The organism is Streptomyces sp. NBC_00271 (assembly GCF_036178845.1).
Taxonomy (GTDB): Bacteria; Actinomycetota; Actinomycetes; order Streptomycetales; family Streptomycetaceae; genus Streptomyces.
This window is the reverse complement of sequence record NZ_CP108070.1, coordinates 8297007-8319484: the sequence shown is the minus strand read 5'-3', so window position 1 is coordinate 8319484 and position 22478 is coordinate 8297007. Positions and strand designations below refer to the sequence as shown.

18 protein-coding genes and 1 pseudogene are annotated in these 22478 nt (G+C 71.0%); 9 read left to right on the top strand and 10 right to left on the bottom strand.

Annotation, left to right across the window (positions count from 1 at the left end; all coding sequences use genetic code 11):
• The first annotated feature begins 43 nt into the window (after positions 1–43).
• Together OG798_RS37730 and OG798_RS37725 are read left to right on the top strand one after the other, a co-directional pair.
• On the top strand, positions 44–1273 hold the full coding sequence (locus OG798_RS37730; protein WP_328758398.1) for a trypsin-like serine peptidase: 1230 nt from the start codon (positions 44–46) through the stop codon (positions 1271–1273).
• Positions 1274–1473: 200 nt separating this feature from the next.
• Positions 1474–1809: pseudogene (locus OG798_RS37725) on the top strand (hypothetical protein); the annotation flags it as partial.
• A gap of 88 nt (positions 1810–1897) precedes the next feature.
• Here the strand turns inward: OG798_RS37725 and hflX are convergent.
• The 6 genes from hflX to miaA form a co-directional block, all read right to left on the bottom strand.
• The gene (hflX, locus tag OG798_RS37720; protein WP_328758397.1) at positions 1898–3394 is read right to left on the bottom strand and encodes a GTPase HflX; all 1497 of its coding nucleotides are present in this window, start codon (positions 3392–3394) and stop codon (positions 1898–1900) included.
• 214 nt (positions 3395–3608) lie between these two features.
• Positions 3609–5090: a M1 family metallopeptidase gene (locus OG798_RS37715; protein WP_328758395.1), complete on the bottom strand. Its 1482-nt coding sequence runs from the start codon at positions 5088–5090 to the stop codon at positions 3609–3611.
• Positions 5091–5157: 67 nt separating this feature from the next.
• On the bottom strand, positions 5158–7470 hold the full coding sequence (locus tag OG798_RS37710) for a RelA/SpoT family protein (protein WP_328758394.1): 2313 nt from the start codon (positions 7468–7470) through the stop codon (positions 5158–5160).
• A gap of 251 nt (positions 7471–7721) precedes the next feature.
• Entirely contained in the window at positions 7722–8591 is an 870-nt protein-coding gene (gene dapF / locus OG798_RS37705) for a diaminopimelate epimerase (RefSeq protein WP_328758393.1), read from the bottom strand.
• A gap of 64 nt (positions 8592–8655) precedes the next feature.
• Positions 8656–9249 (bottom strand): hypothetical protein, encoded by a 594-nt coding sequence (locus OG798_RS37700; protein WP_267063927.1) that lies wholly within the window; start codon positions 9247–9249, stop codon positions 8656–8658.
• Positions 9250–9357: 108 nt separating this feature from the next.
• Positions 9358–10296: a tRNA (adenosine(37)-N6)-dimethylallyltransferase MiaA gene (miaA, locus tag OG798_RS37695; RefSeq protein ID WP_097224602.1), complete on the bottom strand. Its 939-nt coding sequence runs from the start codon at positions 10294–10296 to the stop codon at positions 9358–9360.
• A 285-nt stretch (positions 10297–10581) separates the two neighbouring features.
• On the opposite strand from miaA, the gene OG798_RS37690 reads away from it, so the two are divergent.
• Together OG798_RS37690 and OG798_RS37685 are read left to right on the top strand one after the other, a co-directional pair.
• On the top strand, positions 10582–10773 hold the full coding sequence (locus OG798_RS37690) for a gliding motility protein (protein WP_328758392.1): 192 nt from the start codon (positions 10582–10584) through the stop codon (positions 10771–10773).
• A gap of 24 nt (positions 10774–10797) precedes the next feature.
• Positions 10798–11061, top strand: a complete 264-nt coding sequence (locus tag OG798_RS37685) for an antitoxin (protein WP_095852235.1) — start codon at positions 10798–10800, stop codon at positions 11059–11061.
• 236 nt (positions 11062–11297) lie between these two features.
• On the opposite strand, the gene OG798_RS37680 is transcribed toward OG798_RS37685, so the two are convergent.
• Positions 11298–12017: a class III extradiol dioxygenase subunit B-like domain-containing protein gene (locus OG798_RS37680; RefSeq protein ID WP_267062992.1), complete on the bottom strand. Its 720-nt coding sequence runs from the start codon at positions 12015–12017 to the stop codon at positions 11298–11300.
• Between the two features lie 51 nt (positions 12018–12068).
• Positions 12069–13598, bottom strand: a complete 1530-nt coding sequence (miaB, locus tag OG798_RS37675) for a tRNA (N6-isopentenyl adenosine(37)-C2)-methylthiotransferase MiaB (RefSeq protein ID WP_079089595.1) — start codon at positions 13596–13598, stop codon at positions 12069–12071.
• Positions 13599–13777: 179 nt separating this feature from the next.
• On the opposite strand from miaB, the gene OG798_RS37670 reads away from it, so the two are divergent.
• Entirely contained in the window at positions 13778–15727 is a 1950-nt protein-coding gene (locus OG798_RS37670) for a protein kinase domain-containing protein (protein WP_328758390.1), read from the top strand.
• Here the strand turns inward: OG798_RS37670 and OG798_RS37665 are convergent.
• The gene (locus OG798_RS37665; RefSeq protein WP_095852238.1) at positions 15724–16218 is read right to left on the bottom strand and encodes a GNAT family N-acetyltransferase; all 495 of its coding nucleotides are present in this window, start codon (positions 16216–16218) and stop codon (positions 15724–15726) included. The genes OG798_RS37670 and OG798_RS37665 overlap by 4 nt on opposite strands.
• A 151-nt stretch (positions 16219–16369) precedes the next feature.
• Here OG798_RS37665 and OG798_RS37660 point away from each other — a divergent pair, with 151 nt between their 5' ends.
• Both OG798_RS37660 and OG798_RS37655 read left to right on the top strand, forming a co-directional pair.
• Positions 16370–16984 carry a DUF6817 domain-containing protein gene (locus tag OG798_RS37660; protein ID WP_097227427.1) on the top strand — a complete coding sequence of 205 codons (615 nt, stop codon included), beginning with the start codon at positions 16370–16372 and terminating at the stop codon, positions 16982–16984.
• 332 nt (positions 16985–17316) lie between these two features.
• On the top strand, positions 17317–19176 hold the full coding sequence (locus OG798_RS37655; protein ID WP_267062990.1) for a M1 family metallopeptidase: 1860 nt from the start codon (positions 17317–17319) through the stop codon (positions 19174–19176).
• A gap of 137 nt (positions 19177–19313) precedes the next feature.
• Here the strand turns inward: OG798_RS37655 and OG798_RS37650 are convergent, their stop codons facing one another.
• Positions 19314–20321 (bottom strand): LysR family transcriptional regulator, encoded by a 1008-nt coding sequence (locus OG798_RS37650; RefSeq protein ID WP_121418290.1) that lies wholly within the window; start codon positions 20319–20321, stop codon positions 19314–19316.
• 44 nt (positions 20322–20365) lie between these two features.
• Between OG798_RS37650 and OG798_RS37645 the strand changes: the two genes are divergently transcribed.
• The gene (locus tag OG798_RS37645) at positions 20366–21265 is read left to right on the top strand and encodes a serine hydrolase (protein WP_267062989.1); all 900 of its coding nucleotides are present in this window, start codon (positions 20366–20368) and stop codon (positions 21263–21265) included.
• 83 nt (positions 21266–21348) lie between these two features.
• Positions 21349–22353 carry an MBL fold metallo-hydrolase gene (locus OG798_RS37640; RefSeq protein ID WP_267062988.1) on the top strand — a complete coding sequence of 335 codons (1005 nt, stop codon included), beginning with the start codon at positions 21349–21351 and terminating at the stop codon, positions 22351–22353.
• Positions 22354–22478: the final 125 nt, after the last annotated feature.

Sequence of the window (22478 nt, the reverse complement as noted above, 5' to 3'; positions counted from 1 at the left end):
GCGGATCCTGACAGGTTCTCTTACGTCCAGGGGGAGTTACACCATGCGATCCATACGCCCGCTCTTCGCCGCTCGTCGAGGGAGGAGCGCGCGCCGCACAACCTCCCCCGTACTGGCCGCCGTCGGCCTGACGGCGGTGCTGGCGCTGACCGCCACCGGCTGCGACTCGGGCGACAGCAACGCGAGCGGCCAGGCCGGCGCGTCGGCGTCCCAGAGCGGCGACGACAAGATCAAGATCCCGGACGACATCAAGAACAAGCTCAAAGAGCACGGGATCGACATCGACAAGTGGAAGAACGGCGCCTGGAAGAACTGGAACAAGGACGACTGGCTGCGCGAGGCCAACGACTTCGTCAACCCCATCATCAAGGGGCTGTGGGACCCGGACCGGATGCGCGGCGCCGACGACCCGGACAAGAACAAGGGCGTCGACGAGAACGACCTCTCCGGTGACCAGGGTGTCACCGACGCCACTCCGGCGCCCGTGGCGGCGAAGGCCGTGAGCGCCGCCTACCACGACAGCGTGCCCGAGGCGGGCAAGGTCTTCTTCGACTCCCCCGAGGGCACGATGGTCTGCTCGGCGACCGTGGTCGAGGACCCCGCGCACCCGGGCAAGTCGAACCTCGTGTGGACCGCGGGCCACTGCGTGCACGCCGGCAAGAAGGGCGGCTGGTACCGCAACATCGCCTTCGTGCCCTCGTACAACAACGCCGGCAGGACGTCCGCCCAGCTGCAGAACGCCGCGCGGACGGAGGTCGCTCCGTACGGTGTCTGGTGGAGCGACTGGGCGCAGACCTCGGACCAGTGGATCGCGCAGGGCGGCTCCACCGGCGGTCAGGGCGCGTCGTACGACTACGCGGTCCTGCATGTGACGCCGGAGAAGGGCAGCACCGGCAAGTCCCTTGAGGAGACGGTCGGTTCGGCGCTCCCGGTGAACTTCGACGCTCCGGCCGTACCCAAGGTCGCGAGCATCACGGCGACCGGATACCCGGCGGCGGCGCCGTTCGACGGGCAGAAGCTGTATCAGTGCACCGACAGGCCCGGCCGTCTGTCGATCGCCGAGGCGGACCCGACGATGTACCGCATCGGGTGCACCATGACCGGCGGTTCGTCCGGCGGCGGCTGGGTGGCGACCGGGTCGGACGGCAAGCCCGCCCTGGTGTCCAACACCTCGATCGGCCCGGTCAGCGCGGGCTGGCTGGCGGGTCCGCACCTGGGTGCGGTCGCCAAGGGTGTGTACGACTCGGTGAGCAAGAAGTTCGCGAGCCAGTGAGACAAGGGGCAGGGGTCAGTGGGACAACGGGCCCGTGAGACGACGATGCGCAGGCCAGTGACCCGACGGGCCTGACAGGAATCGCACACGGGCCGCACGGGCGGTGGTGGGGTGGCGCACGGAAACCTTCACCACTCCACCGCCGTTCGCCCCCAATGGCCCGGCAACATCGCCTTCGTGCCCGCGTACAACGACCAGGGGTGGACTTCTCGGCGCCCTCCGCCCGGGACGTCGGCACGATGGGCGCCTGGGGTTACCCGGCCGCGCCGCCGTACAACGGTCTGAAGATGTTCGAGTGCGTCGACCGGCCGGGGCGGCTGTCGCTGAACCCGAGCCTGCCGACGATGTACCGCATCGGCTGCACGATGACCGGCGGTTCCTCCGGCGGCGGCTGGTTCCGGGTCGTCGGCGGCAAGACCGAGCTGGTCTCGAACACCTCGATCGGTCCGGCCGGCAACACCTGGCTCGCGGGGCCGCAGCTCGGCAGGGGCGCGCAGGCGCTCTGCGAGAACATGAGCAAGCGGTACGGCGGACGGTCGGCGCCGTGCTCACCCGGCCACGGCGAAGGCCCGCCCCTGCGAGAGGGTGCGGGCCTTCGTACGTCGTCCCTGCGGAAGCGGGCGGCTAGAGCGCGACGGGCGCCGGAACGTACGGCGCGAGGTCGGCCGCCAGTTCCTCGTGCACCCGCACCTTGAGCAGGGTGCCCTCCGGGGTGTGCTCCTCGGAGATCACCTCGCCCTCGGAGTGGGCGCGCGCGACCAGCCTGCCGTGCGTGTACGGCACGAGCGCCTCGATCTCGACCGAGGGGCGGGGCAGCTCGTTGTCGATGAGCGCGAGCAGCTGGTCGATGTTCATCCCGGTGCGGGCCGAGACCGCGATGGAGCGCTTCTCGATCCGCATCAGCCGCTGGAGGACCAGCGGGTCGGCCGCGTCCGCCTTGTTGATCACCACGATCTCGGGCACGTCGGTCGCGCCGACTTCGCGGATGACCTCGCGCACGGCGGCCAGCTGCTCCTCCGGCGCCGGGTGCGAGCCGTCCACCACGTGCAGGATCAGGTCGGAGTCGCCGACCTCTTCCATCGTGGAGCGGAACGCCTCGACGAGGTGGTGCGGGAGGTGGCGTACGAACCCGACCGTGTCGGCCAGGGTGTACAGCCGCCCGCTCGGGGTCTCGGCCCGGCGCACGGTCGGGTCGAGGGTCGCGAACAGCGCGTTCTCGACCAGCACGCCGGCGCCCGTGAGGCGGTTGAGCAGGGAGGACTTGCCCGCGTTGGTGTAACCGGCGATGGCGACCGAGGGCACCTTGTTCCTGCGGCGCTCCTGGCGCTTGATCTCGCGGCCGGTCTTCATGTCCGCGATCTCCCGGCGCATCTTCGCCATCTTCTCGCGGATACGACGCCGGTCCGTCTCGATCTTGGTCTCACCGGGACCACGGGTGGCGAGGCCGCCGCCCTTGCCGCCGCCCATCTGACGGGACAGCGACTGGCCCCAGCCGCGCAGCCTCGGCAGCATGTACTGCATCTGCGCGAGCGCGACCTGCGCCTTGCCCTCTCGGGACTTGGCGTGCTGGGCGAAGATGTCGAGGATCAGGGCCGTACGGTCGATGACCTTGACCTTGACGACGTCCTCGAGGTGGATCAGCTGGCCGGGGCTCAGCTCACCATCGCAGATCACGGTGTCGGCGCCGGTCTCCAGGACGATGTCCCGCAGCTCGTTGGCCTTGCCGGATCCGATGTATGTGGCCGCGTCGGGCTTGTCCCGGCGCTGGACGACGCCGTCGAGCACGAGCGCGCCCGCGGTCTCCGCGAGGGCTGCCAGCTCGGCGAGCGAGTTGTCCGCGTCCTGAATCGTTCCCGTGGTCCACACACCGACGAGGACGACGCGCTCCAGACGGAGCTGTCGGTACTCGACCTCGGTGACGTCCTCGAGCTCGGTGGAGAGGCCCACCACACGGCGCAGGGCCGCGCGCTCGGAGCGATCGAACTGCTCGCCGTCCCGCTCTCCGTCGACCTCGTGGCTCCAGGCGACGTCCTCTTCCATCAGGGCATCGGCCCGAAGACCTTCGGGGTAGTTCTGCGCGAGGCTCTGCGCGTCCTGGGAAGGGGAAGAAGAGGAGGTCATTGGATCCTTACGTCGATGGGGACACCGATACGTCACTGGTGGTATCGATGGCGTCACTGGTGAAGCCTGTTCGGCGACGGACACCGCCCGTCACAAGGAAGAACGTCCGGGACCACCGGGAGATTCCCGAATTCCGCCGGGCCAACCCTCCGCGGGGCCGCGCCGCCGACCTGATGATGGTCGCACGGCACGTCCCGTCTCGTCATCCGAGTTCTCAGGCGCCCTTGCGTGCCTTCGGGGCATCGCTCTTCCAGTCCGGGTGCCCTGGCATCGGCGGCGTCTTCGTGCCGTAGAGCCAGGCCTGGAAGAACGCGCTCAGGTCACGGTTCGCGAGGGCGGACGCGAGCCGCTCGAAGTCCGCGGTCGTGGCCGTGCCGTCCCGGTGAAGGGCGACCCAGCTGCGCTCCAGGCGCTCGAAGGCGGAGTGTCCGATCTCCTGGCGCAGCGCGTACAGGACGAGCGCGGCCCCGTCGTAGACGCTCGGCCGGAAGATGCTGATCTTCTGTCCCGGGGCGGGCTCCTTGGGGGCCGCGGGCGGCCCTCCGGCGGCCCGCCAGGAGTCGGAGGCGCGGTAGGCCGTCTTCATCCGGGTCTCCATGGGCTTGTCCGCCTTCTCCTCGGCGTACAGGGCCTCGTACCAGGTCGCGTGGCCCTCGTTGAGCCACAGGTCGGACCAGACGCGGGGGCTGACGCTGTCGCCGAACCACTGGTGCGACAGCTCGTGCACCATGATCGACTCGACGTACCACTTGGGCAGCGCGGGCTCGGTGAAGAGTTCTCTCTCGAAGAGAGAGAGTGTCTGTGTCTCCAGTTCGAAGCCGGTCTGCGCCTGGACCATCAGCAGCCCATAGGTCTCGAAGGGGTACGGGCCGACCTTGCTCTCCATCCAGGCGATCTGGTCGGGCGTCTTCTTGAGCCACGGTTCGAGCAGCTCGCTGTCCTTGGTGGGCACGACGTCACGGACCGGCAGGCCGTGCGGGCCCTCGCGGTGCACCACGCTGGAGCGGCCGATGGACACCTGGGTGAGTTCCGTGGCCATGGGGTGCGTGGTGCGGTACGTCCACGTGGTGGACTTGCCGGCCCGGTCGACCCCGGTGGGCAGGCCGTTGGCCACGGCGGTGTACCCGTCGGGCGCGGTGACGTGGATGGTGAACATCGCCTTGTCCGAGGGGTGGTCGTTGCACGGGAAGACCATGTGCCCGGCGTCGGCCTGGTTGGCCATGGCGAGGCCGTCCTTCGTCCGCACCCAGCCGCCGTCCCCGTTCCCGGTGGTGACCGGATCGCTCGAGTGCCGCACGGTGATCCGCATCCAGCCGCCCGCGGGCACCGGCTCCCCGGGCGTCACCACCAGGTCCTCCCCGGCGCTCGTGAACGTCGCCGGCGCGCCGTTGACCTCGACCGATTCCACCGTGCCGTGCGTGTAGTCCAGATTGACGCGCTCGAGCCGCTCGGACGTCACGGCGTCGATCGTGGTGACGGCCGCCAGCGGTTTGTCGTTGACGCCCGGGTAGGTGAAGGAGAGGTCGTAGGACTTGACGTCGTACCCGGGATTGCCCAGGTGCGGGAAGAGGCGGTCACCGATGCCGAGGGGCGTGCCCGGGGACGGGGCGCTCGCGGCGACGAGACAGACCGAGACGGCGGAGGCGAGGAGCGCCCCCTGGATACGACGGTTCCTGGTGTGGGGGGTGAGCAGCATGGACCACGGCTACCAGCGCGCACCCGCCCCGCGGCGACGACTCGCGCCGGGCCCACCCGATCGGGTGCTACTGCGTGGCAGCCGCCGCGTGCTGCGCCCGGCTCACGTCGTACACGCCCGGCACGTTGCGCATCGCGCGCATCAGTCCGGGAAGGTGCGCCGCGTCCGGGAGTTGCAGCGTGTACGTGTGGCGTACCCGCTGCTGGCTGGGGGGTTCGACGGTCGCCGAGACGATCGCGACGCCCTCCAGGGCGATGGCTTCGGTGAGGTCGGCGAGCAGATGCGGGCGTCCGAAGGACTCGGCGACCAGCGTGACCCGGCACTCGGTGGTGTCGCCCCAGCGCACTTCCACCTCCGCGCGCCCCGAGCTCTTCATGCGCGCCACTCCTGCGCACTCCACGCGGTGGACGGTCACCACTCCCCCGCGTACGGCGAAGCCGGTCACCTCGTCGGGCGGTACGGGCGTACAGCAGCCCGCGAGGCGTACGGAGGCGCCGGGCTGGTCGACGACGGCGTTCGCGGCGGCGGGGCGGGCGGAAGGCCCGTCGGTGGGGCGGGCGGCGGACGCGTCCGTGGGGCGGGCCGCGGTTGTCTCGGCGGACGGCCTGCGGGCCGCGGCCGGGGTCTCGGCGGTTTCCGGGGCTTCCCGGGCCGCCGGGTCCTGCGTGGCGACGGGTGAGGGGTGTGCGGCCAGCCAGCGCTGGATGGCGATCCGCGCGGCGGGCGTGTGCGCGTGCTCCAGCCACTCCCTGGAGGGCTCCGAGGCGGGGTCCTGGCCCATGAGGAGCTGCACGGTGTCGCCGTCCTTCAGGACCGTACTGAGGGTCGCCAGGCGGCCGTTGACGCGGGCGCCGATGCAGGCGTGCGCGTCCTCGCCGTACTGCGCGTACGCGGCGTCCACACAACTGGCGCCCTCCGGAAGGCCCAACGCGCCGCCGTCGGCGCGGAAGACGGTGATCTCGCGGTCCTGGGCGAGGTCTTCGCGCAGCGTGGACCAGAACGTGTCCGGGTCCGGGGCGCCCTCCTGCCAGTCGAGGAGCCGGGAGAGCCAGCCGGGGCGGGTGGGGTCCACCCGCTCGCCGTCCACCGGGCGTCCACCGACGCCAGGCCGGCCCTCGGACTGCTCGTCCGACTGCTCCTCCGAAGGAGGAGCGTAGGGATTGCCGAGTGCGATGACCCCGGCCTCGGCGACCTTGTGCATCTGGTGGGTGCGGATGAGGACTTCGGCGATCTCGCCGTCGCCGCTCGCGACGGCTGTGTGCAGCGACTGGTACAGGTTGAACTTGGGGACCGCGATGAAGTCCTTGAACTCCGAGACGACCGGGGTGAGACAGGTGTGCAGTTCGCCGAGGACCCCGTAGCAGTCCGCGTCCTCGTTCACGAGCACCAGGAGACGTCCGAAGTCGGCGCCGCGCATGGGCCCGCGTTTGCGTGACACGCGATGCACGGAGACGAAGTGCCTTGGCCTGATGAGGACTTCGGCCGGGATCCCGGCCTCGCGCAGGACCGTGCGCACCTCCTCGGCGATCTCGGCGAGCGGGTCGCTCGCGCGCGAGGCGTTGTCGACGATCAGTTCCCTGGTGTGCTCGTACTCCTCGGGGTGCAGGATCGCGAAGACGAGGTCCTCCAGCTCGGTCTTGAGCGCCTGGACGCCGAGCCGTTCGGCGAGCGGGATCAGCACGTCCCTGGTGACCTTGGCGATGCGCGCCTGTTTCTCGGGGCGCATGACGCCGAGCGTGCGCATGTTGTGCAGCCGGTCGGCGAGTTTGATCGACATCACGCGGACGTCGTTGCCGGTGGCGACGAGCATCTTGCGGAACGTCTCGGGTTCGGCGGCCGCTCCGTAGTCCACCTTTTCCAGCTTGGTGACGCCGTCGACGAGATAGCAGACCTCGTCGCCGAACTCCTCGCGTACCTGATCGAGCGTCACTTCCGTGTCCTCGACGGTGTCGTGGAGAAGGGAGGCGGTCAACGTCGTGGTCTCCGCGCCGAGTTCGGCGAGGATCAGGGTCACGGCGAGCGGGTGGGTGATGTACGGCTCACCGCTCTTGCGCATCTGGCCGCGGTGCGAGGACTCCGCCAGCACATAGGCCCGGCGCAGCGGTTCCATGTTCGCGTCGGGGTGGTGCGCGCGATGTGCCTCGGCCACGTGACCGATCGCGTCGGGCAGCCGGTCGCGGGACGTCGTGCCGAGCAGCGCGGCGCGGCCGAGGCGGCGCAGATCGATCCGAGGACGGCTCTTCCTGCGGTGCGATGGGGGTACCCCCTGCTCATGGGGGTCCCCCCGCTCGAGCGAAGTCGAGAGTGGGGGAGAGGCCGAGAGCTCGGGGGAGGGCGTTGCAGGGGCTGGCGTCGCGGGGTTCGTCGCCTCCGCACTCATGGGCACCTCCGGCTGCGTAGACCGGCGGACGGGGTGCCCCATGGCGTACACGGCTCAGGGGTTGGTCTCGATTCCCCCGTCCGGGCCGGTGCTTGATGCTACCGAGCCCACCACGCCCCGCTGACCGCCTCTCGCCGAGCGTGAAACGGATCACCCATTCGAGCGAAGGTTCAGGGGGTTTACGGACGCGAGGTTTTGGAAGGAACCAGGGTTACGACATCGCCCGGGACGTCCGTTCAGAAGACGTCCGTTCAGAACTGCACGGTGTCCAGCCACTCCGCGTCGAGCTCGCCCTCGGCGACGATCACCGCGGGGCCGGTCATCTCGATCTCGCCGTCCGGGTGCTCGGTGATCACCAGGCGGCCGCCGGGCACGTCGACGGTGTACGTCGACGGAGTCCCCGTCACGGCCGGGTCGGCTCCGTCACGGCGGGCCGCCGCGACGGCCACGGCGCACGCGCCCGTACCGCACGAACGGGTCTCCCCGGAGCCGCGCTCGTGGACGCGCAGGGCGACGTGCCGCGGTCCCCGGTCGACCACGAATTCGACGTTCACCCCGTCCGGGTAGGCCGCGGCCGGAGCGAACGGCGGCGGCGTGAACAGGTTGCCGGCGTGTGCGAGGTCGTCCACGAAGGCGACGGCGTGCGGGTTGCCCATATTGACGTTGCGCGCGGGCCAGCTGCGCTCGCCGACGCTCACGGTGACATCCCCTTCGGGGAGGACCGCCTTGCCCATGCCGACGGTGACGGCGCCGTCCTTGGCGAGGTGCACGCTCTTCACGCCCCCGCGTGTGGCGACCGCGATGTCTCCCTCGGCCACGTGTCCGGCACGCTGGAGGTAGCGCGCGAACACCCGCACTCCGTTGCCGCACATCTCCGCGACCGAGCCGTCGCCGTTGCGGTAGTCCATGAACCACTCCGCTTCGGCCGCCATCTCCATGGCCTCGGGGTGCGCGGCGGACCGAACGACATGCAGCAGACCGTCGCCGCCGATGCCCGCGCGGCGGTCGCACAGGGCGGCCACGGCGGTCGGGGGCAGGTCGATGGCGTTCTCCGGGTCCGGGACGATCACGAAGTCGTTCTCGGTCCCGTGACCCTTGAGGAAGGCGATCCGCGTGCTCATTCCTCGATCCTACGGGGTCGGTCCGACACCCCGTTCCGGGCGGGGACCCAGGTGAAGGGGGACCTCAGCGGAGGCGGGCGACGCGCCAGACGGCGAGTACCGCCACCGCCGCGACCACCACGACGTACGCGAGCACGACGCGCCAGTCCAGACGGCGGCCGGTGCCCCGCGGCGGCAGGCCCGGCCACACGTAGCCGACCCGGCGGGCGGCCATCATGCCCCAGCCCGCGGCGCACGAGCAGATCAGCAGGCCGAGCATGGCGACCACCGCACCGCCGTCACCGAACTCGAAGGCGAGCGGGAAGGCGAACATCAGGGAGCCCGTCGCGGCCAGGATCACGATCGGCGCGAGCTGCCAGATCCGCAGTCGACGCTGTGGGCGCAGCTCGACCTCGACCTCGGCCGGCACCATCTCGTCCGGGGTCGGCCCGTCGGCGCTCACACCGCCGGAAGCCTCGTCGGGCCCGTCGGAGCTCAGCGGAGCACCGTCGACACCGAGCCGCTCACCGTCGCCGCCCAGCAGGTCCCCGTCAGGGCCCGGTCGATCTGCGACGAAATCCTGAGGTTCCAGCGGTTCCAGCCGTTGCTGCGGTTTCTGCTGCTCCTGCGCGGTGTCGTGCTCCGCGTCCTGTGCGGTGTCGCGAGGGCCGGCCTCCATCGCCACGCGCCCTCCCAACTCGGACTCCACTTGGTCGATCGAAGCTCGATGATGGCACGGCGCCGAAGGCCCGGACGGCGGCCGGAGCGTCCCGATGCCATGACGTGATCAGGCTGTGACCGGTCGTTCGACCAACGCCAGGGCGAGCTGCGGGAGTTCTGTGAGATCCGCCGCAGCGCCGCTCAGCCAGTGCACCCGGGGATCGCGCCGGAACCAGGAGTCCTGACGCCGCGCGAAGCGTTTGGTGGCGCGTACGGTCTCGGCGCGCGCCTCCGCGTCGGTGCACTCCCCGGCGAGCGCCGCGAGCACCTGCTGGTATCCGAGCGCACGGGATGCCGTACGCCCCTCCCGCAATCCGTGCGCCTCCAGCGCACGCACCTCGTCGACGAGCCCCGCGTCCCACATCCGGTCGACGCGGCGCGCGATGCGGTCGTCGAGCTCGGGGCGCGTGACGTCGACGCCGATCTGCAGGGTGTCGTAGACGGAGTCGTGGCCGGGGAGGTTGGCGGTGAAGGGCTTCCCGGTGATCTCGATGACCTCGAGGGCGCGGACGATACGGCGGCCGTTGCTGGGCAGGATCGCGTGCGCGGCCTCCGGATCGGCCGTGGCCAGACGCGCGTGCAGCGCTCCGGAGCCACGCAGCGTGAGCTCCTCCTCCAGCCGGGCCCGCACCTCGGGGTCGGTGCCGGGGAACTCCAGATTGTCGACGGCCCCACGGACGTACAGCCCGGAGCCGCCCACCAGGATCGGCCAGCGGCCGTCGGCGAGCAGCGCGTCGATGCGGGCGCGGGCGAGCCGCTGGTACTCGGCGACGCTGGCCGTGACGGTCACGTCCCAGATGTCCAGGAGGTGGTGCGGGATCCCACCGCGCTCCTGCGGCGTCAGTTTGGCGGTACCGATGTCCATCCCTCGGTACAACTGCATGGAGTCGGAGTTGACGACCTCGCCGCCGAGCCGTTGGGCGAGGTACACGCCCAGATCGGACTTTCCTGCGGCGGTCGGTCCTACGACGGCGATGACCCGGGGGGCGGGGGGTGCGCTACTCACCGCCCCAGTCTCGCAAACCTCGGGGCCTCTTCTCGAACGAGCTACGTGACGCCACGGGCCCGGGGTCGTTGCCTGTTGCGAGGTTCCAGCCGCCGGTTTTCGAGAGCCGGTGACCCGTGCGACGCAATGGGACGCACCGGGTGACGCGGAATTTCGCTCTCACGAGTAACGTATGGAGTGGATATGGGCGTTTTTGCACGACTTCTTGGAAGGTCGAAGGCTACGGAGGAGGCGTCAACCGCCGCGGTGCAGGCCGACACACCAACGGCCGATACCGAGGCGGAGGTGACGGAGGAGGCGAAGGATTCGTCCGAGAAGTCCGAAGGCTCCGAGAGCCCGGGAGGCTCCGAGAGCGAAGGCGGGGCCGCGGCGAGCGAGCCCGCGGAGGCCACCGCCAAGGATGACGTCGAGATCCCCCAGCAGCAGACCGCCGAAAAGGCCGCGGACAACGAGGCCGGCGAAAGCGCCCGCACGTAACTGTCCCGCGAGGGAAGGTGGACCATGAGTCTCCTGGACAATTTGAAAGCCAAGCTGGCACCCGCCAAGGACAAGGTCTCGGACCTCGCGCAACAGCACGGGGACAAGGTCACTCACGGTCTCGACAAGGCCGCGAAGGTGGTCGACGAAAAGACCAAGCACAAGTACAGCGACAAGATCCAGACGGGCACGGGCAAGGCCAAGGGCGCCATGGACCGACTCGCGCACAAGGAAACCGACGGCGCCACGCCGCCGCCGGACATGCCCCCACCGCCCCCGACGCCCTGACGGGCGCGCATCAGTAGATATCAGTACACATCGGCGGACGGCCGCGGAGCACACCGGGCTCCCGGCCGTCCGCCGTGTCCGGGCCGCCGGGTCCGGGCCACCCTGTCCGCGCCGCGGGGTCCGGGCCACCGTGTCCAGCCGGCCGTATCGAGGCTCGGCTCTGTCGGCCGACGGCCTTCTCGGGCGGAGTCCCAGGACCGCTAGGACGCCCTGGATCCCCAGGACCTCGAGGGCCCCTAGGACCAGGCCGCCACCATGTACCCCACCCCGTACGGTGCGTCCTCGTACAGCAGGGCGCCGCCGAGGTCCGCGCCCTCGGCCGCGCCCGCGAGGACCTGCCAGGGGGCCCGCCCGGAGACCTTCAGTTCGTACGCCAGCTCGGCGTCCAGCGCCTTCAGGGCCGCCACGTCCGCCGCACCCAGCGCCCGCGCGACCTCAGCGTCGAAGCCCGCCGCGCGTTCGTCGAGATAGCCGGGCGCCTTGAGCGTCCGGCACGCGCTGGCGTCGCCCATCACCAGCAGGGCCACCCGGTCGGCCCGCGCGACGATCCCCGCCCCGGTCCGGACGCAGCGCTCCGCCTCGAGGGGTTCTCCCACCCCAAGGCCTTCGACGGGGGCGTCGGACCAGCCCGTGCGTTCCAGCAGCCAGGCGGCGACGGCGAGCGAGGGCGGAAGCGGACGCTCCGGCGCTCCGGAGAGCGACGCCCCGCCCCCGAGGCGTACGTCGAGGTCCACACCGAACCCGCGGAACGAGCCCGGCGCCCCCTCCGGGAACGACCCGCGCCCGCTCTCGTCGGCGGGGCCGACGACGACCAGCAGGTCGGGGCGCGAGGCGGCCAGCACCCCCAGTGCGTCCGTGCAGGCCGCGCGCGCGGCGGCCAGTTCCGGTGCCGCACCGGCGGCGACCTCGGGGACGAGCAGCGGCGGACAGGGGCAGACTGCGGCGGCTACAAGCATGATCGGCAGCGTAACCCCGCGCGACCCGTCCAGGAGCCCCCCGTCGCGAGGTCAGTCGCAGCCGCACCCGCTGCCGGTGGCGACCGGCAGCGGCTCCGGGGCACCGATCTTCGGCAGCCCCAGCATCACGCCGGCGGGCTTCGGCGCCTCGGCCGCGTTGCGCTTCTCCCAGGCGTCCCCCGCGCGCGTGCGGCGCACGTCCAGGACGGCGCCCTCGGCGAGCAGGTGGTGCGGGGCGGCGTAGGTGACCTCGACGGTGACCACGTCACCGGGCCGTACTTCCTGGTCGGGCTTGGTGAAGTGGACCAGGCGGTTGTCGGGGGCACGGCCGGAGAGGCGGTGGGTGGCGCCGTCCTTGCGGCCCTCGCCCTCGGCGACCATCAGCTCCAGGGTGCGGCCGACCTGCTTCTTGTTCTCGTCCCAGGAAATCTGCTCCTGGAGGGCGACGAGACGCTCGTAGCGCGCCTGGACGACCTCCTTGGGGACCTGGTTCTCCATGGTGGCGGCCGGGGTGCCGGGACGCTTGGAGTACTGGAACGTGAACGCCGCCGAGAAGCGGGCCTCCCGCGCCACGTGCATGGTCTGCTCGAAGTCCTCCTCGGTCTCGCCGGGGAAGCCCACGATGATGTCGGTGGTGATGGCGGCGTGCGGAATGGCGGCGCGCACCTTCTCGATGATCCCGAGGTAGCGGTCCTGCCGGTAGGACCGGCGCATCGCCTTCAGGACCGGGTCCGAACCGGACTGCAGCGGCATGTGCAGCTGCGGCATCACGTTCGGAGTCTCGGCCATGGCGGCGATGACGTCGTCGGTGAAGTCCCGGGGGTGCGGGGAGGTGAACCGGACCCGCTCCAGGCCCTCGATCTGCCCGCAGGCCCGCAGCAGCTTGCTGAACGCCTCGCGGTCGCCGATGTCGCTGCCGTACGCGTTGACGTTCTGCCCGAGCAGTGTGATCTCGGAGACGCCCTCGCCGACCAGTGCCTCGATCTCGGCGAGGATGTCGCCGGTCCTGCGGTCCTTCTCCTTGCCGCGCAGCGCCGGGACGATGCAGAAGGTGCAGGTGTTGTTGCAGCCCACGGAGATGGACACCCAGGCCGCGTACGCGCTCTCGCGGCGGGTCGGCAGCGTGGACGGGAACGCCTCCAGCGACTCGGCGATCTCGACCTGCGCCTCTTCCTGCACGCGGGCGCGCTCCAGGAGGACCGGCAGCTTGCCGATGTTGTGCGTACCGAAGACGACGTCCACCCAGGGCGCCTTCTTCACGATGGTGTCGCGGTCCTTCTGGGCCAGGCAGCCGCCGACGGCGATCTGCATCCCGGGGCGCTTCGTCTTCATCGGCGCGAGGCGGCCGAGGTTGCCGTACAGCCTGTTGTCGGCGTTCTCCCGGACGGCGCAGGTGTTGAAGACGACGACGTCCGCGTCGCCGTCGGACCCTTCGGGCGCGCGCACGTAACCGGCGCCTTCGAGGAGCCCGGAGAGCCGTTCGGAGTCGTGGACGTTCATCTGGCACCCGTAGGTGCGCACCTCGTAGGTCTTGGGTTCCTGAACGTCCACTGCCTGACTCCGGTCGCTGCTGCTGGTCATGCCTCCAAGGGTAGGCGGTTCCGGGAGAGCCCCCGTCCGAGGGTTTCGAGGAGCGGGCGGGGCCCGGCCACGAGGTAGGTGGCCGTCCCCACCGGGCCGAGTGGGCCCGTGATGCAATGGGGCACCACAGAACGGATCTCGGGGTGGAGTGGGGCGTGTTGAGCGACGGTGGGGCCGATATGGAGAGCTTCCAGCCTCTGGAGGACGGCGATCCTCGGGTCGTCGGCGGCTACCGGCTGGTGGCACGGCTCGGGTCCGGGGGCATGGGACGGGTCTATCTCTCACACACGCCGGGCGGGCGGGCCGTCGCGGTCAAGGTGATCCGGCCGGAGCTGGCCGAGAACGCCGAGTTCCGCAAGCGGTTCCAGGCCGAGGTGGCCGCCGCGAGCCGGGTGCACGGGCTCTACACGGCTCCGGTCGTCGACAGCGACACCGGGGGGTCGATGCCGTGGTGCGCGACCGCCTATGTGCCGGGGCCTTCCCTCGCCGACGCGGTACGCGATCACGGGCCGCTGCCCCTCGACACCGTGCTGCGGCTGATCGCCGGTGTCGCGGAGGCCCTGCAGGCGGTGCACCGCGAAGGCATCGTGCACCGGGACCTCAAGCCGTCGAACGTACTGCTCGCCGCCGACGGCCCGCGGGTCATCGACTTCGGTGTCGCGCGGGCCGCGGACGCCACGTCGGTGACGATGAGCGGCACGGCCCTCGGAACCGTCGCCTACATGGCGCCGGAGCAGGTGCTCGGCGGGGATGCCATGCCGTCGGCCGACGTGTTCGCGCTCGGGCAGACCGCGGTGTTCGCGGCGACGGGCCACGCCGCCTTCGGGGACGGGGATCCGCACGCGGTGCTCTACCGGGTGGTGCACGAGGAACCCGATCTCAGCCGCGTGCCGGGGGAGATACGGGAGCTGGTGGCACGGTGTCTGCGCAAGCCCGCCGCCGAGCGGCCTTCCGTCGAGGAGGTCATACGCTCCGTCCAGACGATCCAGGCGGATCTCGGTGCCGAAGCGCGGTCCGCGTCGGGGGCGTGGCTGTCGGGTGAGCTGGCGGCGGGTATCGCGGCTCGGGCCGAAGGCGCCGATCGGGCCCGGGCGGAGGCGGTTCCGGACGCCCACGCTTCGGGGCCTTCGGGGACCTCCCGGGCTTCGGGGACTTCGGGGACTTTCGGACCTGCTGGATCCGGCACCTTTGGTCACGCCGGTCACGCCGGTCCCGCCGGTCCCGCCGGTCACGCCGGTCACGCCGGTCCCGGCGCTTTCGGGCCTCCGATGGCCTACTCCCCCACCGCGCCGTCCCATGCCTCGCTGCCCGGGCCCTTCGTGATGGGGCCAGGGGCCGCGCCCGGTCCGTACGCTCCGCATCCCTGGCCGCAGTCGCAGGAGCCGGACGCCACGCAGACCTCCTCGGTGGGCACGGGCGGCAAGGGACGCAGGGCCCGGAGCTGGGTATGGGCGGCAGCCGCGGTCGTACTCGTCGCCGGTGGGGCGGCCGCCGCGCTGCTGCTCGTCCCTGGGGACGGCGACAAGAAGGACAGCCGTGCACAGGACGTGGCCGCGTCGCAGTCGGCCACGTCCGTCGAGGCTTCGCCGTCGGCGTCCGGCTCCCCGTCGCCCCGGGCCTCGAAGAAGCCCAAGACCGCCAAGTCCGCTCTGCCGCCCAGCCCTTCGGGGCCCCCGACGCCCACGCGGACCGCTACCTCTGCTCCCCCGACCGCCGCGTCCAGCAAGCCCGCGGCCCCGACGGCCCCCGTCCCGGTGACGTACTCCGGGATCCGGATGACCGCGAGCCACGACCTGTATCTCGCGGACACCCCGGTGCGGTCCAAGGCGGACACCGGGACCTCCGACGAGGATCTGACGTACGCCGTCTACTCCTCGGGGGCGGTCCTCGCCCCCGGCACCGACTCCGGCAGCTCCCTCGCCCTGCTGCCCGTGGGGCGGCAGGGAAGCCTGGACGCGTGCAAGGCGGCGACCGGCTACAAGAGCTACATCTGGGTCAAGGACCTCGCCGTCGGCCAGCAGATGTGCGTGGTCAGCGGGACGGGGCACGTGGGGCTCGTGACGTATCGGGGTTCGTCCGGGACGACGTACGCCACCTTGGACGTGAAGGTCTGGCGCAACGCGGCCTAGGAACAGACCTCTTCATCTCTCATGGGCCTCTCCCCTCCTAGGGCGAGGATGCCCGCACCCGGTCGTCGCACCATGAAGACGTCGACCGGGTCCTGAACCTCCACGGCGAACCCGTGGCGCTCGTACAGTCGCCGGGCGGCGCTGCCCTGCAGGACATTCAGACGGACGGGCAGACCGTCGGCGTCGGTGCGCTCCAGCAGGGTGCGCAGAACCGCCGAACCGAGCCCCCGGCCCTGCAGGTCCGGGACGAGATAGAAGTGCTCCAGCCACAGCCCGTCCTCGGCCGGCCTCAGCGTGACGCAGCCCGCGAAGTCGCCCTCGGCGATGACGACCGACGTGTGCCCCGGGGAGAAGGACTCCCGCAGCCGTCGGCGGACCCGGCGCTCGTCGAACCGGCCCAACCGCTCCAGGTCCGGGCGCATCACCGTCGCCCGCAGCTCGGCGATCACCTCGACATCCGCCTGTTCGGCGGAGCGCAGCGCCCATTCCATGGAACGGCCCGCCCCTCGGCCCGACCCGTTCCCGGGCAGCGCCCGCCCCGGCGTTGTCCGGTCCGCCCCCGCACTCGTCTCCATGGTGGGAGTCTCTCAGTGGCCTGCCGAGACGTTGAATCCCCATCCAGAAGGGGCTGAAGTGACCGAAATGCCTGAAGCACCCGACGTACGCGAAGTTCCCGAAGAGACCGGCGACGGTGACGCGTCCCGGTGGTCGCGTGCCGAAGCCTTCCTGCGTGCGCGGGGAACCGCCGAGATGCCGCATCCGGGCGGCACGCTGCTGGAGCACCTCGGCCGTGTCCGGCGGCTCCTGGCCGACTGGGGCGGTGACCCCACGGTCCAGGCGGCGGGGCTGTGCCATGCCGCGTACGGGACCGACGGCTTCGACACGTACCTGCTGCCGGTCGCCGAGCGGGCGACCCTGGCGGAGCTGATCGGCGACCGGGCCGAGGCGCTGGTGTACCTGTACGCGAGTTGCGACCGCGGCGCCGTCCTTCCCCGGATCGGGGGCGATCGGCCCGTGGTCTTCCGTGATCGCTTCACCGGCCGCGAGCACATCCCCGCGGACGACGACCTGCGCGCGTTCTTGGAGATCACCGCCGCCAACGAGCTCGACGTACTGGCCCACAACGCGGAACTGGCCGAGCGGTACGGCCCGTCCCTGTACCGGCTGTTCACCGGAGCGGGCGACCTGCTGTCCGCCCCGGCCCGGGACGCCTGCACCCGGCAACTCGGCCCGCACGCCACGCTCCCGGATCACTGAGCACTCAACGCTCAGTACTCAGCTCTGAACACTCAGCTCTCAACACGCAGCACTGATCACCGAGTTCGACCCATTCGTACCGACCACGACCGCGGGCGGAGCCCGAACCCTTCAGGTCAGCGAACACTTTTACCCGTCACTGATGGCATGCCCCGGTCAAATCTGCCAGGCTTCCCGCAGCCGTTGCCCTGACCACAGGGAGACGCAACGGAAATCTCACCCCAGCGATCGCGCAAGCGATGCGCGCAGCCCCCGGCTGCCCCCGGCGCACCCCGGCCGTCAGGGCGGCCACCGAGCAGGCCGGAATCCCGGCCGCCTCAAAGGAGTTTCGTGTGAGACCGACCCCCCACAAGGCCCTCGCCGCGAGCGCACTGGGCATCGCCGCGTTGGCCGCCGCCCTGCTCCCCGTCACCCCGGCGGCAGCCGCGCCGCCCACGGCACCACTGGCCGCCGACTGCACTCCGGCCCAGGTGGTCACCAACGGTGGTTTCGAGAGCGGGACTTCGTCCTGGACCCAGTCGTCGTCGACCGTGATCACCAGCCGTTCCGGTCAGAGCGCCCACGGCGGCACCAGCTTCGCCTGGCTGAACGGTGTCGGCAGTACGCACACCGACAGCCTCTCGCAGAGCGTCACGATCCCGTCCGGGTGCAGTAGCGCCACGCTCACCTTCTGGCTGCACATCGACACCGCCGAGACGACCTCGTCGACCGCGTACGACAAGCTGACGGCGAAGATCGGCAGTACGACCCTGGCGACGTACTCGAACCTCAACAAGGCCACCGGCTACGTACAGAAGTCGTTCGACGTGTCGGCGTTCGCGGGCCAGACCGTGAGCCTCGCCTTCACCGGGACCGAGGACTCCAGCCTCCAGACGAGCTTCGTCCTCGACGACATCGCCCTCGCCACCTCCGGCGGCACGACCCCGCCGGCGGACTCCACGCGCACGCCGGCCGCCCCCTCGTACACCGTCAGCCTGAGCAGCAACACGAGCGGCACGGTCTGGACGGGCCACGAGAGCGCGACGTTCACCAACGCCTCCTCCACCGCGCTCAGCGAGGTGTACCTGAGGCTGTGGGACAACTACCACGGCACCTGCTCCGCGATGCCGATCGCGGTCAGCAACGTCACCGGGGGCACCGCGGGCGCCCTGTCGGTCGGCTGCACGGCCCTCCAGATCGCGCTCCCGACCCCGCTGGCGCAGGGTCAGTCGGCCACGATCGGCTTCGACCTGGGGATCACCGTCCCCAGCGGCGCCGACCGCTTCGGCTACGACGGCGCGTTCAGCATGATCGGCAACGCGCTGCCGGTTCTCGCCATCAAGGACGGCTCGGGCTGGCACCTGGACCCGTACACCAACAACGGCGAGTCGTTCTACTCACTGGCCGCCGACTTCAAGGTGACCCTCGACCACCCGACCACCCTGCTGGTTCCGGCCACGGGCGCCTCGGTGGACACCCCCGGCTCCAGCGGACGCACGGTCACCACGGCCACCGCCTCCAAGGTCCGTGACTTCGCGTGGGCGGCGGGCCCGTTCACCAAGATCTCGGGGACGTCGACGGCGGGCACCCCGATCAACATCTACTCGGTCTCGGGGATCAGTTCGTCCAGCGCACAGTCCATGCTCACCACCGCGAAGACCGCGGTGGACGCCCACGCGGGCCGCTTCGGCGCCTACCCGTACGGCGAGTTGGACGCCGTGATCGACAACAACTTCTGGTTCGGCGGCATGGAGTACCCGGGGTTCGTCCTCGACCTGGTCTCCACCACGGCGCTCACCCATGAGATCGGCCACCAGTGGTTCTACGGGATCGTCGGCGACGACGAGTACAACAGCCCGTGGCTGGACGAGGCGTTCACCGACTACGCCACCGACCTGGCGCTGGGCAGTACCGGCACGAACTGCTGGAACAGCGTCTCCTGGGCCTCGACGGCGGAGAAGATCACCAACTCGATGGCCTACTGGGACGCCCACTCGTCCCGGTACTCCACCGTCGTCTACGGCTACGGCAAGTGCGCCCTGCACGATCTGCGGCGCGTCCTCGGTGACACCGCCATGGCGAAGTTGCTGAAGGACTACGCCACTTCGCACTGGTACGGCGTCTCGACCACGGCCGAGTTCAAGGCGGCCGCCCAGGCCGCCACGACCACGGACCTGACCTCGTTCTGGACCCAGCACCGCATCGACGGCTGATTCGGCGCCGGTTCGCCGCGGTCGACCCCTCGGGATGTCATCCGCGGCGAACCGACGACCGGACGTGCGTGCGTGATCAGGGTCGTGACATCGACCCACGCCCACCGGTCGACCCACGCCCACCGATTGACCCACGCCTACGGGCCGAAGCCCTCGCCGTACACGACCGACCACGGGCGGGTCGGTCCGTCCGCCGGGCGGTCCCCGTCCGCACTCCCCGGTGCCGCGGGGCGCGCCCGGTCGTCTCGGCTCGAGGTCGCGGTGCGGTCGCGGGTCAGTACGTCGGCCGCGAGTTCCGCGAAGGGGCGCGCGGCCGGGTGGACGGCGCGGCCGGCGGGCCACGCGCCACTCAGCCGCTGGGTGAGGGGACGGCCCGCCAGGGGGCGCCAGGCGACGCGGGGCTCCTTGCGGGCCATCGACCCCTGGTCGAAGGCGATTCCGTGCCCCGCCGTCACCAGGGCCAGCAGGAACTCGGAGTTCGACGCGTGCCGCAGCCGACCGGGCACGAAGCCCGCGCCGCGGCAGACGTCGAGAATCCGGTCGTACCAACCGGGGGCGTGGGCCCGCGGAAAGAGCACGAGATCGTGGCCAGCCAGCTCGCCGAGCGCCACCTCGGGCAGCCCGGCCAGCGGTGAGGTGCGGGGCAGGACGACTCCGAGATCCATCGGGACCTCGGGACCGAGCCGCAGTTCGGTGGCGTCCACGGGCTGATGGACGAGCCCGACGTCGAGTCCGCCGGAGGCCAGCAGCCGCACCTGCTCCTCCGTGGTGACCTCCTGCAGGTCGACGGACAGCCCCGGAGAGCGCTCCGCACAGGCGGCGAGCAGCGCGGACAGCACCGCGGCCGTGGTGTCGGGCGGCACGCCCGCGCGCAGGGTCCCCAGGGCGCCGTCCCCGGCACGCCGGGCCAGCACCCGCAACCGCTCCTCACGGGCGAGGAGTTCACGGGCCTCGTCCAGGATGACCGCTCCGGCGGCGGTCAGCCGGATCCGGCGGTGCGCCCGGTCGAACAGCTCGGCACCGAGCTCCTTCTCCAGCCTCCGTACGGCCTGGCTGAGCGGCGGCTGGGCCATGCCCAGCCGGTCGGCGGCCCGGCTGAAGTGCAGTTCCTCGGCTACGGTGACGAAAAGACGCAGGTGGCGCAAGAGATCCACGGTGAGGGACCTTACGCGAGGGGGCGGGCGAACGAGTGGTCGAGGAGCGGATCCGCGAGGTTTTCGCGAGAGCGGGCGCCGAGGGTCTCCTGCACGCGGTCCCCGTCGGCACCCGGCCACCGGGGGAGGCGCGGGAGGTGGCCGTCGGCGCGGACGAGCCCGTCGTGATCGCGTCGATCTTCAAGGTGCTGCTGGTCCTGGAGTTCGCCCGGCAGGCGGCGGCCGGACAGCTCGACCCCCGGGAACGGGTACGGGTGACGGCGGCCGACCGGCTCGGCGGCTGGGGCACGGCGGGCTGCGCGGACGACGTCGAGCTGTCGCTGCGCGATCTGGCCTTCTTCGCGATGTCGGTCAGTGACAACGCGGCGGCGGATCTGCTGCTGGACCGGGTCGGGCTGGACACCGTACGGCTGCTCGCCAAGGAGCTCGGGCTCGACCGGACCAGGATCGTGGGCGGCCCGCGTGACGTGCTCGAGTCGATGCTCGCCGAGGTCGGGGCGGGCGACGAGCGGGAGTTCGCCGTCCGGTACCCCGCCCTGCCGGACGACCGCAAGAGACGGCTGGCCGTGCTGGATCCCCTGCGCACCAACGCGAGCACGCCCCGCGAGACCAGCGAACTGCTGCGTCTGATCTGGCGCGACGAAGCGGGCGCTCCGGAAGCCTGTTCCCACTTACGAGACTTGATGAGCCGTCAGGTCTTTCGGCACCGGCTGGTGTCGGGGTTCCCGGACGACGTGACGATCGCGGCCAAGACCGGGACCCTGCCGGGGCTGCACATGGAGACGGGAGTCGTCCGGTATCCCGACGGCGGGTGCTACGCGGTGTCCGTCTTCGCCCGTACCCGTGAGCTGACCGCCACCCGGCCGAGGGTGGACGCCGCGATCGGCGCCGCGGCCGCAATGGCCGTCGACTTCCTGCGGAGCGCGGGCGTCTGACCAGGTCTCATATGCCCTCGCGTATCGCGAGGACACCGTTTCGATCTTGGACGCGGGAGGTCGATCCCTGATCTGCTGACGCCATGAGCGACACCGCAGACACGCAGAGAGACCCGATGCTTGGCCGACGCAGCCTGCTGCGAGGTGCCGCGCTCGGCGCGGCCGCCCCACTCCTTCCCGCCGCCACCGCCACCGCCACCGCCACTGCCACCGCATCGGCGTCGGCGTCGGCATCGGCGTCTTTACGCTGGCTCGGCACCTCCGGCTGGCGCATCGACGTCGACGGCCGGACCGTACTCTTCGACCCGTACCTCACCCGGTTCAAGACCGGCCTCTTCGACGGCGCCTTCCGCGCGGACACGGAGCTGAGCACCGACTCCGAGGTGGTTCGGGAACACATCGGAGCCCCCGAACTCGTCCTGGTCAGCCACTCCCACTGGGACCACCTCGCCGACGTGCCGTACATCGCGAAGTCGACCGGCGCCCGCGTCGTCGGCACGGAGACCACCTACCACCTGCTGGTCGCGTTCGGCGTCGACCCTGGCCAGATCTCCGTGGTGAAGGGGGGCGAGGTGCTGGACTTCGACGGCATCATCGTCGAGGTCGCGGCCGGGCTGCACAGCCGCAACAAGAAGTACGCCTACTTCGCCCCCGGCACGCTCGACACCCCGCCCGCGGCGCCTCCGAGGACCATCGCGGAGCTGCCGGAGGGCGACACGCTCGCCTTCCAGGTGACGGCCGGCAGCGGTGGACCCTCGGCGTTCCTCATGGGGGCCAGCGACTTCTCCGAGCGGGCGGTCCAGGGACTCCGCCCCGATCTCGCCATGGTCGCCGTGCCCTCCAGCACCGCCACCTACCACTACGTACCCCGGCTGCTGCGCGCCCTGGGCAACCCCGGCGTCGTCGTACCCGTCCACTGGGACAACTTCGAGGAGCCCCTGAGCGAGCCACCGCGCCGCGACCCGTCGATGGACCTGGACGGCTTCCTCGCCCAGGTGCACCGGGAGTCCCCGGCGAGCCGGATCGTCGTACCGGACTACCGCACGGTGTACGGCGCGGACATGCGTCCCCGCCTCCAGACCTCCTGACCTCCGCGGACCGCGACGACACAATGGACGCTGGGTAAGAAGTTGATAACCCTCCGCGAACGCCGCCGACCAGGCGTTTTTGTCCGATACTGAGGGTTTTTTGATGCTTTTCGCACAGGGATGGA